This is a genomic window from Nitrospira marina, assembly GCF_059568365.1.
In genome coordinates this window covers 1,213,614-1,230,543 of the sequence record NZ_JCANTH010000001.1, presented here as the reverse complement: position 1 = coordinate 1,230,543, position 16,930 = coordinate 1,213,614, and the positions used below count along the sequence as shown (strand labels likewise).

At 51.0% G+C, this 16,930-nt stretch carries 17 protein-coding genes; 10 read left to right on the top strand and 7 right to left on the bottom strand.

Annotation, left to right across the window (positions count from 1 at the left end; genetic code table 11):
• Positions 1-182: 182 nt before the first annotated feature.
• The gene (locus LX98_RS05075) at positions 183-503 is read left to right on the top strand and encodes a hypothetical protein (RefSeq protein ID WP_496427858.1); all 321 of its coding nucleotides are present in this window, start codon (positions 183-185) and stop codon (positions 501-503) included.
• Positions 504-681: 178 nt separating this feature from the next.
• Here the strand turns inward: LX98_RS05075 and LX98_RS05070 are convergent, their stop codons facing one another.
• On the bottom strand, positions 682-1,140 hold the full coding sequence (locus LX98_RS05070; RefSeq protein WP_496427857.1) for a cupredoxin domain-containing protein: 459 nt from the start codon (positions 1,138-1,140) through the stop codon (positions 682-684).
• A 118-nt stretch (positions 1,141-1,258) separates the two neighbouring features.
• Here LX98_RS05070 and folB point away from each other — a divergent pair, with 118 nt between their 5' ends.
• Both folB and LX98_RS05060 read left to right on the top strand, forming a co-directional pair.
• Positions 1,259-2,170: a dihydroneopterin aldolase gene (gene folB / locus LX98_RS05065; RefSeq protein WP_496427856.1), complete on the top strand. Its 912-nt coding sequence runs from the start codon at positions 1,259-1,261 to the stop codon at positions 2,168-2,170.
• A gap of 12 nt (positions 2,171-2,182) precedes the next feature.
• On the top strand, positions 2,183-3,079 hold the full coding sequence (locus LX98_RS05060) for a PHP domain-containing protein (protein WP_496427855.1): 897 nt from the start codon (positions 2,183-2,185) through the stop codon (positions 3,077-3,079).
• Here the strand turns inward: LX98_RS05060 and LX98_RS05055 are convergent.
• Both LX98_RS05055 and LX98_RS05050 read right to left on the bottom strand, forming a co-directional pair.
• On the bottom strand, positions 3,076-4,098 hold the full coding sequence (locus LX98_RS05055) for a hypothetical protein (protein WP_496427854.1): 1,023 nt from the start codon (positions 4,096-4,098) through the stop codon (positions 3,076-3,078). The two genes, LX98_RS05060 and LX98_RS05055, sit on opposite strands and share 4 nt — an antisense overlap.
• A gap of 101 nt (positions 4,099-4,199) precedes the next feature.
• Complete coding sequence (locus LX98_RS05050) at positions 4,200-4,613, bottom strand: secondary thiamine-phosphate synthase enzyme YjbQ (RefSeq protein WP_496427853.1); 414 nt, start codon at positions 4,611-4,613, stop codon at positions 4,200-4,202.
• A 344-nt stretch (positions 4,614-4,957) separates the two neighbouring features.
• Here LX98_RS05050 and LX98_RS05045 point away from each other — a divergent pair, with 344 nt between their 5' ends.
• The 7 genes from LX98_RS05045 to LX98_RS05015 all read left to right on the top strand — a co-directional run bounded on the left by LX98_RS05045 (position 4,958) and on the right by LX98_RS05015 (position 11,712).
• Complete coding sequence (locus tag LX98_RS05045) at positions 4,958-5,500, top strand: SH3 domain-containing protein (RefSeq protein ID WP_496427852.1); 543 nt, start codon at positions 4,958-4,960, stop codon at positions 5,498-5,500.
• A 440-nt stretch (positions 5,501-5,940) separates the two neighbouring features.
• Complete coding sequence (gene hpnD, locus LX98_RS05040) at positions 5,941-6,831, top strand: presqualene diphosphate synthase HpnD (protein WP_496427851.1); 891 nt, start codon at positions 5,941-5,943, stop codon at positions 6,829-6,831.
• 44 nt (positions 6,832-6,875) lie between these two features.
• Complete coding sequence (locus tag LX98_RS05035) at positions 6,876-8,216, top strand: FAD-dependent oxidoreductase (RefSeq protein WP_496427850.1); 1,341 nt, start codon at positions 6,876-6,878, stop codon at positions 8,214-8,216.
• A gap of 34 nt (positions 8,217-8,250) precedes the next feature.
• Complete coding sequence (locus LX98_RS05030) at positions 8,251-8,910, top strand: uracil-DNA glycosylase family protein (RefSeq protein WP_496427849.1); 660 nt, start codon at positions 8,251-8,253, stop codon at positions 8,908-8,910.
• Between the two features lie 665 nt (positions 8,911-9,575).
• On the top strand, positions 9,576-10,064 hold the full coding sequence (locus tag LX98_RS05025; RefSeq protein ID WP_496427848.1) for a hypothetical protein: 489 nt from the start codon (positions 9,576-9,578) through the stop codon (positions 10,062-10,064).
• Between the two features lie 275 nt (positions 10,065-10,339).
• Complete coding sequence (locus tag LX98_RS05020) at positions 10,340-10,819, top strand: hypothetical protein (protein WP_496427847.1); 480 nt, start codon at positions 10,340-10,342, stop codon at positions 10,817-10,819.
• A 260-nt stretch (positions 10,820-11,079) separates the two neighbouring features.
• Positions 11,080-11,712: a hypothetical protein gene (locus LX98_RS05015; RefSeq protein ID WP_496427846.1), complete on the top strand. Its 633-nt coding sequence runs from the start codon at positions 11,080-11,082 to the stop codon at positions 11,710-11,712.
• 828 nt (positions 11,713-12,540) lie between these two features.
• On the opposite strand, the gene LX98_RS05010 is transcribed toward LX98_RS05015, so the two are convergent.
• The 4 genes from LX98_RS05010 to tldD form a co-directional block, all read right to left on the bottom strand.
• Complete coding sequence (locus LX98_RS05010) at positions 12,541-13,269, bottom strand: 1-acyl-sn-glycerol-3-phosphate acyltransferase (protein WP_496427845.1); 729 nt, start codon at positions 13,267-13,269, stop codon at positions 12,541-12,543.
• Positions 13,270-13,302: 33 nt separating this feature from the next.
• Positions 13,303-13,803: a hypothetical protein gene (locus LX98_RS05005; RefSeq protein ID WP_496427844.1), complete on the bottom strand. Its 501-nt coding sequence runs from the start codon at positions 13,801-13,803 to the stop codon at positions 13,303-13,305.
• A gap of 92 nt (positions 13,804-13,895) precedes the next feature.
• On the bottom strand, positions 13,896-15,266 hold the full coding sequence (locus tag LX98_RS05000) for a metallopeptidase TldD-related protein (protein ID WP_496427843.1): 1,371 nt from the start codon (positions 15,264-15,266) through the stop codon (positions 13,896-13,898).
• 37 nt (positions 15,267-15,303) lie between these two features.
• Positions 15,304-16,731: a metalloprotease TldD gene (tldD, locus tag LX98_RS04995; protein ID WP_496427842.1), complete on the bottom strand. Its 1,428-nt coding sequence runs from the start codon at positions 16,729-16,731 to the stop codon at positions 15,304-15,306.
• Positions 16,732-16,930: the final 199 nt, after the last annotated feature.

Below are 16,930 nucleotides of genomic sequence, written 5' to 3'. Positions count from 1 at the left end.
TATACCTAGAGAGAAAAATTTTACCGTAGCAATAAACCCTATACCAGTCAAGATAATCAGATTGGACAACTCCATACGCGAAAGAGATCAGGAAAGAAGATTTTGACGTCCGCACCTTGTTTTTTTCTGAAGTCTCAAGTATATTTCGCGACTTGTTTATCCATTGAGGAGGGGTTCGACCAATGAAACCATTTTCTACAATGTTCCTCTATGCTTCCTTCGGCCTCGCAACCTTGACCATGGGCTGCGCTGAGATGAATGGCGGCGCAACTGGTGCAAGTGGCTCGGCAGCTTCTCCAGCTTCACCATCGTCAAAGGCTGAAGCCAAAGCCGTAACGACAGGACCGACTCGAGTCTCCACTGGCACGCAAGGCGACACGCTTGAAGCATGTCTTTCCCGAATTCCGAGTGATGCGACTGCTGGCCAGAAAATGCTCGCCACGATGAGTTGCGAACGTGACGCCAAGTCCAGAACCTCCATTGACGCTGTCCCAGGAAAATAAAATATCGCTTGCTGGTGACTGACTAACACCAGCAAGCATTCTGTCAGTTGTCTCCATTCGCATTTCTAAATTTCGCTAGACAATCGAAGTCCCTCAGGTCTTTTCGACCTAAGCCAATAAAAAATCCAAGGCATTGCGGTTGTCTGACGATTTTTTTGTGATTTCCTCGATAAAGCATTCATATTTTTGAGGAAAGATCTTTGACGAAAATCGTTCCCTCCATGCCGGTGTGTCCTTTTATCCAACAGCGAAAGGGATATAGACCGGCAGACGCGGTGAAAGACAATTCAATCGATTGACCAGGCTCAAGGACAACGGCATTGGCTTCTTGAAGCGCCACCATTGGCTGATGCCATAGGACGCCAGCCTCCGGCCCGAACAATTCCCGGCTATGAAACACATGTCGTTCCCGTCCCTGATTCCGAATCAGAAGACGAAGAGGCTGGTCGGCTACCCATTCAATCCTGGTAGGATTAAATCGAAACTCTTCAGCCGTCACAATGATAGTGGATGAACCACCCCATTCACAGGAACCCTGCAGCACGAGGCAAGAGAGGACACCGATGATCCACCCCAATCTCGGATGGGTCTTGCGGCGAATCCACCGCGGGCGGGAGATCCATTTCCCGAATTTCATCAACACCTCCCGAATGAAGCCCATCCAATCCCTCTATTCCGGAACACGATCCAGATTCCGAATCGCCTCCTGTTAAAAATCACATGCACAAGACAAGGAAGTTCTGACATAATGGCCCATGTCCTCATCTATCGTCCTCAAAGGAATCCAGTTGTCCGCACGATGCGGGGTGACGGAGACGGAAAGAGAGCAACCTCAACCTCTTCTGGTCGATCTTACCTTCCGATGCCCCAATCAATCGGCCTTTCAAAGTGATCAAATTTCCGATACGGTCGATTACGGAACAATCACGCAACGAATTCTAGACATTGGGGAAGGGCAGGCCTTTTCGCTGATTGAAACATTGGCGGAGAGAATCTGCCAAGCCTTGCTTCATGAATTTCCCATTACCCGTCTCAAAATATGGGTTAGAAAAATCCGCCCTCCGTTGAAGAGCATTGAGGGGTCTGTCGGGGTCCAATTGATTCGATCGCGCAAACCAATCGCCTCCACTGATCTCAAACATCTTTCTCCATTTCTAGTAGACCAAATCTCCCGACTTCCTCACGGACCGGTATTGGATGTGGCAACGGGACGAGGTCGTCATGCCATGTATTTGGCTTCCAACGGGTTTTCGGTTCATGGCATCGATCGTGATGCCGACGCGCTCCATGAGCTTCAGGAGCAAGCCCAAGAAGCGGACCTACCCTCGATAACGACGGAATGCATAGACTTAGAAGCGAATCCGCAATATCCCCCGGACTTGGGCACAGCCGCGTATGATGTGATTATCGTCTTCTTCTACTTGTACCGGCCGCTCTTTCCTCAACTGGTTAACGCCCTGAAATCCGGCGGCGTCATCATGTATGAAACGTTCCTTCTGGACAACCATATTCATCGGCAACACCCGCGCCGAAAAGAGTTCTGCCTGGAAACCAACGAATTACTCACACTTTTTCAAGGGCTCAGAATTCTCCATTACGACGAAGGGGATCATGAAAGCTCTTCAGCACGGGCGTTTACCGCACGCATTTTGGCACGCAAACCATAAAGCGCAAATCTTATGAGCCGTATCGACCTGCATACTCACACCCATTTCTCGGATGGGAGTGTTTCGCCCACCGCACTGGTGGAACTTGCTCATCAACAAGGCGTGAATATCCTGGCCATTACCGACCATGACACCACTGAGGGGCTCCCGGAAGCCATGGACGCCGCTCATCATCTCCCGATTGAAATCATACCCGGTATTGAATTAAGTACAGAGTTTCAGGGGCGGGAAACACATATGCTCGGCTATTTCATTGATCTCGCTGATCCTCAATTTCAATCCAGACTCGAGCAGCTTCGCGCGACACGTGTTGATCGCCTTCACCACATCCTTGACCGTCTCCACACCCTCAAAGTGGAGATTTCTTTCGCTGAAGTGGAACATGTTGCCGGAGGCGGAACCACGGGTCGCCCACATATCGCGCAAATGTTAATTGAAAAGGGGTACGTAAAGGGGATGAAAGAAGCTTTCGACCGATTCCTGGGAGTCAGAGGCGCCGCTTATGTTCGGCGAGTTGTCCCCGAGGCGGCTGAAATCATGACGTGGATTACTGAGGCCGGCGGCATCCCAATACTTGCTCACCCCTATTGGGAGGGATTAGGTGCCGATAAGACGACGGACTCATGCCGGACGTTGGTTGAGCAGGGATTACGAGGGCTTGAAGTCTTTTATGGAACGTTTTCCGCTCGCCAAATTTCAATCAATCTCAACTTAGCCCGCAAATTCGATTTACTCATGACGGGAGGCAGTGATTTTCACGGCGCCTTCAAGCCTGAGATTTCGGTCGGAACGGGGCGCGGTTCGCTACGGGTTCCTCCCAAGTTGATCGATCACTTACGTCAGGCGGCTGGCCGGTCAGATCCCCTAAAAATGAACGAGCTTCCAAGACCGCCCCAGGACGATATCTAATTGTCAGTGGCTTCCACAATGTGATTTTCAAAACGCGTGCAGCCCTCAGCCAGCAGGCGATTGGTTAACAATTCCCCCGGCCATTCAATTGGCAAATCTGCCGTAAATACCCACACATCCGGCGATGTCCAAATCGGTCCATGGTCTTCAGGAAGATCCGGATCAAACAGATCGGTCCACACAGGCATATATACGCCATTCCCGCACTGGGTATGCAGATGCACCACGGTTCGGCTTCGAATTGGGCCTTCCAGGTCATGCCACACGGCAGCGGTTTCATCAGCCAATCGGTGAAGCCGAACGGCGTTTTGTGCATCATACAAGGCATAGGCCGCGTAATTAGGAGCCTCCAGGAGTTGCGGCGCCTTGGCGACTTCGGGGCATTGACTCACCAGATGATCCATAATAGCCTGACAATCGTCTTCGGAAAGGGCTTCCGGCAACGTCGTATCAGGAACGCCAAGAATTTCAAAAAATAAAAATGCGGTGGCTTCAACGGGTGGATGAAGTCTCGCCGCAATCGTCTGACGTGGCTGTCCTTCAGCGAGGTTGGAAATATGGTCGTGAATTTTCTGCAAGCTTAAAAATTCCAATGTGGAATCGGTGAGAAGCCTCGGTTCGACCGTAATCACCGCCCCTGGCGGGACATGCAGATGCTTCCGCAACAAATCCGCCGTTTCCACAGGATCAATTTTCAATTTCAAAGGATACTCCAAATTGGCTTGGAGTGATAATTCAAACGAGGCAAGAATCCCATACATTTCGCTGTCTTCGCTCTCATCCTCCATTAGACAGGAGCTGGCCGCTTCCGCCAGCAAATCAAACAACCACTCCGCCATACTTTCATCTAAGGCTGCAAGAACGGTGAGAACCTCATGCTCACGATCCTGATCTAATAAGGCCTGCAACACTTCAATGGCCAAACTGGGATCCCCATGTTCATGCCGCCGGGCATTAATGAGGTGAATCAAATCCCGGGTGAGGGGATCAGGACGATACCAACTAGACATTGCATTCATGGGTGTTCACGATTCCAGGCGAAGGTAAAAATTTTCTGAGAAAGCCGATCATCAAAAATTCCAAAGTATTTTCACATGACTGCAACCCGTTTGCCAACTCACTACTCTCCAATGATCTTCACCAACACCCGCTTGCGACGTCTCCCATCAAATTCTGCGTAAAAAATTTGTTCCCATGGACCAAAGTCCAATCGTCCCTTGGTGATAGCCACAACAACTTCCCTGCCCATGATTTGACGCTTGATATGAGCGTCACCATTGTCCTCCCCGGTTAGATTGTGCCGGTAGGTTCCCGTCTCCGGCACAAGGCGCTCAAGGAACTGTTCATAATCCTGCAACAACCCGGCTTCGTCATCATTAATATAGACACTCGCAGTGATATGCATGGCATTCACCAGAACAAATCCCTCTTGAATCCCACTTTGTTGTACCACACGTTCCACCTGAGAGGTAATATTCCGATACTCCCTGCGTTCTTTGGTCTGAAACCAAAGTTCTTCCCGATACGATTTCATGTTCCCTCCCCAACCACAGATTGCATCCGAGGTGTATTTTCCATAAGGCTGATCCTGATATCAATCCTCATGGCCAGGGACAACGGGCCACTCGAATCATTTTATCCTCGGAATGGACTGGATCGTTTCATCCTCTGCGCTCTGTTCGCCACTCTGTTCGCCATAAGAAGTGATCATATTCCCTCATCAATATGCTGGGAAGATTTGACAGGAAATAGAAGTGATGTTAATAAACTTTATGAATGGGTATTTCTTCGTACACGACCTGCTGATTTGGCAATTTCATACCACGCCAATCCGGCACTGACACTGCTTGCAGACCTCACGACAAAAAGGAGATAGGCATGATGACCTCGACAATCGGTGCGGTGTTCTCCCCAGAACAACCTTCTCGATGGAACGTTCTCTTTGCCCAGGACCCTGACAAAGATTTGGAGTTTGACGAAGGATTGGAAGAGGACGATCTCAACCAATCCAAGCCTCCTTCAAGGAAACCGCTTCTCTGGATTGTACTTCTTTTGTTGATTGTTGGAGTGGCCTATTGGGCTCTCAACTCAAATACCTTTATGCCTCAAGGGACCACCACCGATACGGCTGCCAGCACCAGGAATCAAGGCCAGACTGGCATCACACCTCCAACGTTTCACGAGAATCAGGAAGTGTCGCTGACAGGAACTCTCGGAAGGTCCCTGCTGATGGGTGATCCTGCCAACACCATGCCCGGTCCCATCGTGAAACCGGGAGAAACACTCACGATTCTGGATGGAGCCTATCAGTCAACCGGATGGGTCTACCAGGTTCGAACGCCCACGGGAAAAACAGGTTGGATCTCTTCCGAAAAACTCAAGTCACAGACCCAAAATACAGAAAAGGGTTCCACCCAATAAGAAGGAACCCTCCAAATTTTTCAATGTGTTGGTCGCCTTGCGTCACTTAAAGGATCAGGAATTGGGTTATCGAGAATCATCCGGTGTTCTGTTGTGTCAACTGCAAAACCTTCCACAGCATCCTGGACATTACCCGCTCAACATGCATTGAAGAGCTTCGCAATCCTTGCTACCCTGGACTCTTGCTCACGGTGGTGTCTTCGCCAGTGAGATCGTTGTCATTATGGAGCCCGGTGCCCCACCTATGGGTCACCAAGTGCTATGCGAAAAAATAAGGGAGTCCTCAACATCTCCTTCTAACGCGGTAAGGAGCGAAGACGCCGTTGGCGGCTTAATCCCACACTCCTTGTTTTGGGATAGAAAAATCGCCGTCATCCAGTTATTCATTTGTCCCCTCGGTTGATGATTATTGCCTGACCACCGCCTTTGGAAAATACTCCATGAAGCCCATGACTCCTATCGAAGCACAGACGTTCTGCACCAAATATACAAAAGAAAGTGGCAGCAACTTCTACTACTCTTTTTTGTTCCTGCCACAGCAACGGCGTGAAGCCATGTACACCATCTATGCCTTTTGCAAAATGGTGGATAGCGCCGTTGATGAACCGGCCCCGGGAAGCCATCCCATCGAAGAAGTCCGCAAATGGCGACAAGAGTTGACGGCCACCTATCATGGCCATCCGACCCAACCGGTCACAACGAGCCTCGCCGCCCACTTGCAGACCTTTGACATCCCGGAAACTCTCCTTCAAGAATTAATTTCTGGTGTAGAAATGGATCTGACTTCCAATCGGTTTGCGACGTTTGCCGATTTGTATCAATACTGCTACAGGGTCGCTTCAGTGGTTGGACTGATTTGCCTCAAGATTTTCCAAACCAAATCCCCTGCGGCGGAGGACTATGCGGTCAACTTGGGATTAGCATTTCAATTAACGAATATTCTTCGTGATCTCAAGGGGGATGCCGAGCAGAACCGCATCTATCTTCCGCTCGAAGACTTACAGCGTTTTGGTTATTCGGAAAATGCTCTTCTGCAACAACAAAGGTCGCCGGCGCTGGTTGAACTTCTGAAATTTGAATGCGAAAGAGCTCGCACCTATTACCGCCAAGCTCAAGAAATTCTCCAATCCCTCCCCCCCTCCGATCAAAAATCGCTGGTGGTTTCAGAAATCATGCGTGGAGTCTACAGCCGCATCCTCAAACAACTCGAAGACCCGCACTACCAGGTGTTCGGCCCACGGGTTCGAGTCGCCCCCCTCCAACGACTCGGGATTGCCGCTCATATTTGGATTCGGTCTTATCTTTCCCATAACATTGCCCCATCAGTGTGACACACCACATTCTGATACTGAGCGGAAATCTGCCAGGATTACTCGTGGCATATCGGCTCATTCCTTACGGATTCCGGATCACCATTCTCGAGGACGACCACCCTGTCTCTTCGGCACCATCATCCCCCTATTTGGCAAAATCGATAGAACCGGATCATTCCCCATCCCTTCAACGCCTCACGACGCAGCCCTCCCCACTTATTCTTCCACGGTATTACCATGCCACATGGGGACTTTTTCAGGAACTGGCCTTCGGGCAGGCAGCCCAATGCATTCAACCGGTCAACCTGGAGTTTGGGACATCCGAAGGTCAAACAGTCACCCTCTCCAACGCGAAGGGCATTGCGACTCTTCACCCCATGATCCGACTCGCCGGCTTTCGGGCTCTTCCCTGGTCAGATCGCTGGCACTTGATTAATTTTTTAGAAAAAAAATGGGAAGAACCCCGTTCACCAGATCACCACCCTGATATGCTTACTGTTGAATCCTGGCTGATTTCCGCTCAACAATCGGCTCTCGCACGACAACGTATCTGGAATCCATTCTGTCGATTGTTTTTAGGATGTGATATGACCCAGGCATCACTCGGGTATTTCCTGGAGGTACTTTCTCGATTCTGGTTATCCAAATCTCATGGACCAGAAACATTCTTAGCTTCACCTGACATGCAGAGCCATCTTCAACAAAAACTCAGACATGTCTTAATAGAAAAAGGGGTCACGTTTTATCCCTCAAACGCAACCACCGCCATCCATGCCGACACCGAACGGATTCAAGCCATTGGCCTGGCTAAAGGCGAACGCCTCAACGCCGACATCTACGTCTCGACCCTTTCCCCTCCAGAGCTTCTTCGACTCCTGCCGGAAAGAGCCCCGGCTCGTTTTTCGTGTTTTTCCCATTTGGCTCAACTGCAGGAATCATCAGGAACACTTGTCCGATTGACCCTTAATGACACACTTCTTCCTACCCGGCTTATCCTTAATACCGGTGTATTTGATTGGGTTACCAGCCAAGCCGTTCCATACACGGATGGTCCAACGACGTTGGTTACGGGCATCAACCTCTCATCTTCCCCATCGTCGTTACACCCCGGCGACTGGTTGAGAGAAACCGTCTGGCCTCATTTCAATAAGATATTCAACATATCCCCTAAGCAGTCATTGTCACCTTGTGAGTCAACAGACACGGCATCCGTTTACCGGTATAATCCTTGCCTGACTGGCTTCCGCACCTTTCGTCCTCTGTCCAACACACCCATTCCCAATCTCTTTCTTGCCGGGCCCTGGACGGCCACCCCACTCCCTCCTTCTCTGGAAAGCACAGTCCTGAGTGCCTATGCCTGTGCCAGAGCTGTGACTGAATGGGTCCAGGCTTCTTCACATTGACATCCTAAACCGTCAAACCTAAGATCCCCCCTCAATGGATCTTCATGAACTCAGATCATCCCTTCACGACTGCCAACGGTGCGGATTGTCTTCAGGACGCACGCAGGTGGTGTTTGGGACAGGGCATCCTCAGGCTGACATCATGTTTGTCGGAGAAGCCCCGGGCTTTTATGAAGATCGCCAGGGAGAGCCTTTTGTCGGGGCGGCAGGAAAATTACTCAACGAGTTACTGGAATCTATCGGGCTCAGTCGGGGGGATATTTTTATTGCCAACGTCATTAAATGCCGGCCACCCAACAATCGAGATCCTCTTCCAGAGGAAATCGAGACATGCAAACCGTTTCTGCTTCAACAAATCGAACTCATCAAACCTAAATTGGTTTGCACTTTAGGAAACTTTGCCACACAAACGTTATTGGAAAGAAAAGTCGGTATCACCAAAGTACGTGGCCAGGTCATCCGAATGCCCAACTTCATCGTGTTCCCACTGCTTCATCCGGCAGCCGCACTCCACCAGGGAAACCTGCGAATTCCTCTCAAGGAAGATTTTCAAAAACTCAAGACGGTTCTGGAAGAAATGAGCAAAACTCCCACGCTTCCGGAAACCGCGTCACCGCCAACCCTTCCCTCCTCCAAAGCCTCCTCCAAAGAAGAGACCTCAGCCGAGCCTCCTACACAAATGAGCCTGTTCTAGAAACCATTTAATCAATTTACTAGCAGATGCTGGGGTTCGGCCAAGCAGCCGAGGTTTTGCCTGATGCGTCTCGAAGAGCGCGACCTTTGTTGTCGAGGCAAAAGGACCCAAAACCATTGACGCCCCGCCCGGCCTCATCAGATTGATCAGACGCGAAGGGCGGAGACGGGCTAACTCGCGGCGCTCACACAAGCCCGTCAAGAAAAAGAGCGTCCGATCATGGGGCCGGGCGGCAGGCGTCTGAATTCTCAACTACTCTGTCATTCTGAGCCACAGGCGAAGAATCTGTGCCCAGCCTCGTGCTTAAAAAGAGACGGGTGGATCTGAGCGTTTTCTTTCGGCAACGAATAATCTTGAAGAGACACGAATATTTCCTTGACATATCTCGACGATTATTAAAATATCTCCTTACTTGAAATGGTCAGGGGAGTTATTGGTTGGGAATACAGGCCAGAGGTTTGAAGTTGAGGTAAATATACGAGAGCATGTTATGCGTTTACGCATAACATTCCGCGATAAATAGACCCTGAGGTGAAACTCATTGAAACGGCGACAAACATGGAATTTTTTCTGTAAATTGGTTGGCGTGTTAGACGGACAGGAATACACAGAACCGGCTCTTATGCGGATCCACCTACACATTGTTAGGCGGGCATTAAAACGCTATGGAAATACATGAAGTGAAAAGGCGAGTCGATGAGGCGCTGGCGGCCTTTATGAATGTGGATCTGTATCTTCTTCAGCATGACCTTCGAGAAGAGGCAATATCTGCGCGCCTAGCATTCCATCTGCAGGCGGTATTCAGGGATGCGAAATACATGGTCGACGTTGAATACAATCGTCTCGGTGAGAGCGACGACCCAAAGCGGCTGGCGAATCTAGAAGGATGCGCCAAGAGATTCGACCGCAACAAGCGAGCCATCGTTCTCCCGGACATCATCGTTCATCGGCGTGGGCCAGCTGGCCCAAACCTGCTGGTACTGGAGCTCAAGAAGACCAGCAATCCACTTGGTAGTGGCTGCGATCGGAGACGCCTGGACGGATTCCGATCGGAGCTCGGCTACTTGTTTGGTGCGTTGGTCGAGTGCCAAACTGATGGGGGCGCGGATCCGAACATTCGTGTGATCGACTGGATCCCAAATGATGCCGCCTAACAATCGGATGAACCTGACAAGGTCTACCCAACAAACGGATTACCGCGGCCCTTGGAGGTTATCCGGGCGTTCAGCCGACGGCAAGGCGGCAGACGGGATGCTGACGGGGACGATGACTGCTCAATGTGGGCGAGAAGGCACATGGTGCGTGGTCGGCTGAACGGAGTCCGTGTCTGGTCATGCGTTTCAACTGCCTGCGGCACCCGAACGCGCAGCTCGACTCGAAGGCCTTCCGGCCCGCCACTCAGCCGCGGACTCGGTTGGGCGGACCAGCCATGATGACAATCGATGAAGAAAAGTACGTCCACTTCACACACTCCATAGAGGACCTCAACGATGCTTGGCGCGTGCTGAAAGCGATCAAGGGGCGCGAAGAGATTGGCGGCGTTGAGGCTGCCGCTTTCAGGTATGCGCTCGTCGCGTACGCGAGGCCTTACACGGCATCACGCGGCGATGCGAAAAGGACACACTGCTTGGGCAGGGAATGTGTGCCAGCCAAGCACTTGCATCTGCACTCTAGGCTCGTAAGTGCGAGAAAGCAGATTCACGCACACTCTGACCTCACCCTCCGGCAAGCGATTCTCTCCGTTCGTGAAGTTGCAGGCAAAAAGCTCGGGTCGCAGGTGAGAAGTGGTATCGACCCGCTAGAGGAATTAAAGAACCTCGATGAGATCATCGAACTTGTGGAGCAAACACTAGAGCGAATGTATGCAGAGGCTGAGCAGATGGAGCAGGCGCTTCCTGAGAACCGATGAGGCGGCACACGAGCGAAGAGAGGCCGCCCAACAAGCCGATTCAGACCGACCGCAGGCGGCGGACGGGGTGCGGACGGGGTTGAAGAGGACCGTGGCTACTCGATGTGGGATGGAGGGGAATTGATGAGCGGTCGACTGAACCGAGTCCACGGCTGGTCGCACTTCCAGCCGCCTGCTGCAGCCGAACGCGCGGCTCGAATCGACGGGCCTCCAGCCCGCCACTCAGCCGCGGACTCGGTTAGGCACAAGGGAAAGAAAAGATGGAAGTATTAGTGATCTTGTTAATCGGCTTGGCCGTGGCGGCTGCGGCGGGATGGATGCGCAGTTCGAAACGACAGGGTGGCCTCCCTTCCCAACCTGCTAAAACCCCAGAAGGTGATGCTTATCACCAATCAATAATTGAATCCGCGCACCGCCTTGTGGACGTGATTAAGGAATCTTTGAAAATTCCAAACGAATCAAAGAACGCTAACACAAAGATTTCTCGATTAGACGTAGCAAAGCAGCGGCTCAGTGAATTGAAGCGTCTATCCAAAGATCATTCATTTATCAATCTCACCCAGCTTCCACAGGTCGAGCAGTCAATCGCAGATCTGGAGCGGGAATTTAGCCAAGCTCAGTATCGGGAGGCTGCCGAGGGCAACATTTCCGGGCAGTCCTTAGAAAAAGGAGAGAGAATTGACGAAGCGATTGTAGAGTATAAACGCCTTCTCGATGCCGGGGTCGATACACCATTTACTTATCGCCGGCTCGCTATCATTTACTCAAAACGGAATGAACGGGAAGAAGAGCTGCGCTTGTTGCGGGCTGCCATTAAGAACGTACCTGCTCAGAATAGCAAACACTACCAGTGGTTTGCTGAACGGCTTGCCAAGAAATCGTCAAATAAATGAAAGTCCTTGCCGCACCGTCGCCTAACAAGAAAATCCAACCAACGCGAAGAACGCGCGGGTGATTTATTTCGTTAGGAGGCACAGAATGCAGCCTGGGGGCGGGGTCTTGCAATCATACATCTTTCCAGTCGAGACCATCTGAGCTGGTCCAGCCAGATCGGCTCTCATGCCTGCTTCCCTGGGGAAGGATGACTTATTTCCAAAAAAATGAACCGGCGCATTCTTGATATCTTTTTATACCGGGGTTCGTCCCGGCAGCCGAGGTCCTTTTCTTTCGGGAAAAGGTCCCAAAACCATGGTGGCCGTGGCGTGGCCCTTCGGGTGCCCTGCGTCGTTTGCCGACTTCGGCGGCGCGCAAACAATGCGCGCCTTCCTCCGAACCTGGCTGCACGACTTGGCCTCGCCACAAGGCCACGGGAATCCAATGATGCTCTGATCTTCTAAGACAAATCGCGCCAACACAAAAGCTGCTCGTGCGGCTTTGGAACGTGGTATTGGAAAATTCACTTAACCCTTCCCTCTTTGCCTTATTCGACGCCTGCCGTTCGGCCCTATGGGAGGATGCTTTTTTTCTTGGCGGGCCTTGTCTGAGCCTGGCGAGTTGGCCCGCCCTCTTCGCTGCATCCGCCCAATCCAATGAGGCCGGACGGGGCGTTATTGGTTTTGGCTACTTTTGCCGAAACAAAAGTAGCTCGGCTGCCGGGCCGAAACCCGGCAAAACGTCAACATTAGGTGTGGACATAAATGATGGATACCCGATTTCAAGTGCGGATATCACGGAAATTTGATGGATGCCCACCCTACCAAGAACGGCAGAGCAGCTAGGCTTCAGGAGGCACCCGACAGCAGACTTTCCCTCAACGCTTCAATCTGCTTCATAATTTCCTTCGTGCACAATTGAAGGGAGTCCTTCCTTGGACGAACCTCTTGAGGGAATTGCAGGAATTTCCCATACCGAATCCTGGCCTTACTGGGAACCAAGAGCGTCTTGACCATCGACGTCACCGAATGGGGTCCGTCCCAGACAATAGACGCCGGGATGACAGGCGCACCGGACTTAATCGCCAGATAGCCCACACCCAAATGCCCCGCATCTAAACGATGCCGCCAATCCAATCCGCCTTCCGGGAAAAGGCCGATCACCTCCTGCGCGGCCAAACCCTCTAACATCGTGCGAATGGCACGGATATCCCGCCTGCCTCGTTGTACCGGAATACAACGAAACGCCCGAAACACCCAACGGATATGCGACTTGGCATAGATCTCATTCGCCATTAAGAATCGAATGGGACGCCCTGCGGTGGCCAATAACACCAATGGATCTCCCATTGACGTATGGTCACAGACAATCAACGCCGGTCCGTCTGTTGGAATCGGGAATGGCTTCATCACCGCCACACCATACATGAGTCGACAGACCCAGGAGTTTAATCGATGCAAGGAAGGATAGACGAAGCCCGGCTGTGTCGCTGGAACGGTCAACGATGAAGAGGGAAAAGGCAGGTGAGTCGGATGAGAATTAGGTCCCTCTATGCCATTACTTTTGAAAATAGGCACAAGAGACCTGAGAGAAGCCTGACTGAGAATAACTTAGATGGTGGTTTTTTTAGCGTGAGATGGATTTTCTTTAGAGTCGGAATCATCCTCGGCTTCAGCAGATAGTTCTGATTCCTCAGATGATCCGTCCTCCGTGTCGTCTTCGACCTCTTCTTCTGGTTCTTCAAACCAATTGACGAGCATGTCTTCCCACCAGGCCTCATTGACTTCCGAACCGGGATCTTCTCCAAAAAATTCTTTCACCTGATCTTTGGTAAAACTCGGATCAATGACCGTGGGCTTAAACAATGCCCGGTCAATCACTTCCTTGGTGGCAAATCCGCCCACAATCCAAGAAGGTGGATCGGCCCGGCGGGATTTGTAGGCTTGTAGCCCGACCTTAAGATACAGAAACGCTTTGCGTTGATCTTCATCTTTCAACCCTGATGGGGGCAAACTTAAAGTCTTTTCAATTTTTTTTCTCCATTCCCGTGCATTGTAGCGGGAAGTGATCAACTGGAGAACTTTTGCCCCATCCTCTTTTTCCAGTGGCATCCTGACTCCTTATGGCCCTTGGGCCGCTTTTTTGAATTCATATAATAGAGAGGTAATCGATGAGCTCTTGAAAGAGTTCTTGTCCTGTACCACTAATGACCGGCAACCATCATCTTGCGAATTTTAACCGTAGGACTGGCCACCCGGCCCCGAAATTCTAAATCATTCCCGACCATTTCAATATCCTTCAGGATCTGTTGTAAATTCCCGGCAATGGTGACCTCTTCCACCGGATGGGTCAGCTCTCCATTTTCAACCCAAAACCCCACCGCCCCCCTTGAATAGTCTCCCGTGACAAGGTTGACACCAAATCCAATCAGATCCGTGACGTACAACCCTCGCTTCATTGACTTGAGAATTTCATCTGGTGAATAGGAGCCTGGCGAGAGAAATAAATTCGTGGCACCCACTGTCGGATTTTCGCCCACCGATCTTGATGCATTGCCCGTGGATGCCATCCCCAATTTTCGTCCTGAATACGTGTCTAACAGATAACTCGACAGCACGCCTCGATCGATCACTAAAGTTTTTCTCGTGGGCAACCCTTCCCCATCGAATGGCCGAGATCCCAGCCCTCCGGCTAATCGACCATCATCAACCACTGTCACCAAATCTGAAGCAATAGTTTTTCCAAGTTGTCCCAACAGAAATGAGGCCCCCTTATACAAGGAGTACCCGGATACCGCTGAGGAAATATGCCCGAGGAGGCCTTTGGCCGTTTCCGGATCGAAGATCACGGGAACCTCTTGTGTCGTAATGGCCCGACTGCCTAGCCGCCTCACGGTTCGGCGAGCGGCCTCCTGTCCGATCGATTCCGGGCTATCCAATTCATGGAATTTCCGCTTCACGGAGTACCAATAGTCCCGCTGCATACCGCCATTTTGGCTGTCCAATGCGATGGGCGACATGGAGAGTGAGTAGGAAGAACTGGCGTACGATCCAACGAACCCATGGGAATTCGCTAACAAAATCGATCCATAGCCAGCCGAACACTCGGCCCCTTCAGAATTGGTGATGCGGGGATCTGCGGAAAACGCGGATTGTTCAGTTCGCTTGGCCAGGTCTATTTCCTCATCAACTGCCAATTGCCGATCATCTTTCATATCCATGTTGGGAATATCGACCACCATTTGATCCGGCGCTGGCAGTCCTGAAGTCTCATCTTCAACCACAGCTCTGGCCAAACTGCATGTGTCACTGACTAAACGATCCAACGAGGCTTTGGAAAAATCCGATGTAGAAGCACTGGCTGAACGCTTGCCAAAAAACACCCGAATCCCCAAAACCTTCTCACGGGCCTTGGAGAGCCGATCCACCTCCGACATCCGCACCTGCACCGAGACGGAATCGCCTTCCGCCACAAGTAGATCCGCCTCCGTCGCCCCTAAAGCCTTGGCTCGCTTAAGAACGGTGGCGGCCAACTCCGGGAAACGGTCACCATGTGTGGTGGGAAGATTTGACATTATTAAATGGAAAGAAACAAAACAGGAGGGTTATCCATCAGCCCATCGCCGTGCCACCGACGATCATTTCATTGATTTTAATGGTAGGAAGTCCCACGCCGACCGGAACCGATTGACCATCTTTTCCACAGGTCCCGATTCCTTCATCTAATTTCATATCATGTCCAACCATCGAAACTTTCTTGAGCACATCAGGACCGTTCCCAATCAACGTCGCTCCCTTGACCGGTTTGGTCACCTTCCCATCTTCGATGAGATAGGCTTCGCTGGCTGAAAAGACAAATTTTCCACTGGTGATATCAACCTGACCTCCCCCAAACGACACGGCATACAACCCGTTTTCTACCGACCGAATGATATCCTGCGGATCGGATTCTCCTGCTAACATAAAGGTATTGGTCATACGTGGAAGAATAATACTCCGGAAATCTTCCCGTCTTCCATTTCCTGTTAACGGGATGCCCATCAAACGGGCATTGAGTCGGTCCGTGATATAGCCGCGCAAAACACCTTTTTCGATTAACATGGTTCGTGACGTCGGCGTACCCTCATCATCAATGTTCATCGAACCACGCCGAAATGGGAGCGTCCCGTCATCCACAATTGTGCATAGTTCGGACGCGACGGTTTTTCCCACTAAATCACTAAAGGCTGACGTTTTGCGACGATTAAAATCCGCTTCCAACCCATGTCCGATAGCTTCGTGAAGCAGAATGCCCGGCCATCCCCCACCTAACACAACCGGCATGGTGCCGGCAGGAGCTTCGACCGCGCCTAGATTCACAATCGCCTGACGAGCAGCTTCTCGGGCAAACTCCATCGCGCGGTTCTGTTCCAGATAGAAGGCAAATCCGACTCGTCCCCCTCCTCCAAAAGACCCAATCTGGCGATTGGCCCCATCTTCGGCAATACAGGTAATCTGAAGGCGAGAAAGAGGCTGCACATCTCCCACCAGTTGTCCTTGGGAGTTGATGACTAAGAATATTTTCTGTTCCGTATTAAAAGAGGCCATGACCTTGGTAATTCGCGGGTCATATCGTCTGGCTTCCACGTCAATTTTATTGAGTAGATCCACTCGGGTTTCTGTTGAAATATCGGTAAGCGGCTGAGCCAACGGGTAGAGATTCTGGGAAGGCTGAGAACGATGAGTGACGGCTATGGGGTTGTTCCCTTGGGGAGAATCGGCAATATACCGTGCGGTATCAGCAGCAATTTCCAGGTCTCGGACAGATAGATCATCTGAATAGGCAAACCCGGTTCGTTCTCCCGCCACCGCACGAACACCCGCCCCCTGAGAAATACTTTTGACTGCGCGCTTAACAAGGCTTTCCTCCATCGAAACGGAATCGGTCACGCAAGACTCGACATACATGTCCACGTAATCCACTCCCCGAGCGGTGGCCTTATTTAAGGCCTGGAGGACATCCTTTTCTTGGAGGGCGAAATCTGAAAGGCTGGGTACCATAGGACATCAATTACAACGAAGTACGTAAAAAGAACAAAACAAAAATTGAGTATAGCCCATCTCCCATGTGGGCGCAATTTTCAGTAAAGATCGTCTCGTCGATCATTTGACAAGAATCGCTTTCATTATTAGACTGAATTTGTTGTAAAATTTTGCCTAGTTCCTAAAATCTTTCATTAGAATTCCAACGCGGTTCTTA

Bases quoted from the DNA above. Each gene is read 5' to 3' on its own strand.
- LX98_RS05075 (WP_496427858.1), top strand. From the start codon at position 183: ATGAAACCATTTTCTACAATGTTCCTCTATGCTTCCTTCGGCCTCGCA.
- LX98_RS05070 (WP_496427857.1), bottom strand. From the start codon at position 1,140: ATGAAATTCGGGAAATGGATCTCCCGCCCGCGGTGGATTCGCCGCAAG.
- folB (WP_496427856.1), top strand. From the start codon at position 1,259: ATGTCCTCATCTATCGTCCTCAAAGGAATCCAGTTGTCCGCACGATGC.
- LX98_RS05060 (WP_496427855.1), top strand. From the start codon at position 2,183: ATGAGCCGTATCGACCTGCATACTCACACCCATTTCTCGGATGGGAGT.
- LX98_RS05055 (WP_496427854.1), bottom strand. From the start codon at position 4,098: ATGAATGCAATGTCTAGTTGGTATCGTCCTGATCCCCTCACCCGGGAT.
- LX98_RS05050 (WP_496427853.1), bottom strand. From the start codon at position 4,613: ATGAAATCGTATCGGGAAGAACTTTGGTTTCAGACCAAAGAACGCAGG.
- LX98_RS05045 (WP_496427852.1), top strand. From the start codon at position 4,958: ATGATGACCTCGACAATCGGTGCGGTGTTCTCCCCAGAACAACCTTCT.
- hpnD (WP_496427851.1), top strand. From the start codon at position 5,941: ATGAAGCCCATGACTCCTATCGAAGCACAGACGTTCTGCACCAAATAT.
- LX98_RS05030 (WP_496427849.1), top strand. From the start codon at position 8,251: ATGGATCTTCATGAACTCAGATCATCCCTTCACGACTGCCAACGGTGC.
- LX98_RS05025 (WP_496427848.1), top strand. From the start codon at position 9,576: ATGGAAATACATGAAGTGAAAAGGCGAGTCGATGAGGCGCTGGCGGCC.
- LX98_RS05020 (WP_496427847.1), top strand. From the start codon at position 10,340: ATGATGACAATCGATGAAGAAAAGTACGTCCACTTCACACACTCCATA.
- LX98_RS05015 (WP_496427846.1), top strand. From the start codon at position 11,080: ATGGAAGTATTAGTGATCTTGTTAATCGGCTTGGCCGTGGCGGCTGCG.
- LX98_RS05005 (WP_496427844.1), bottom strand. From the start codon at position 13,803: ATGCCACTGGAAAAAGAGGATGGGGCAAAAGTTCTCCAGTTGATCACT.
- LX98_RS05000 (WP_496427843.1), bottom strand. From the start codon at position 15,266: ATGTCAAATCTTCCCACCACACATGGTGACCGTTTCCCGGAGTTGGCC.
- tldD (WP_496427842.1), bottom strand. From the start codon at position 16,731: ATGGTACCCAGCCTTTCAGATTTCGCCCTCCAAGAAAAGGATGTCCTC.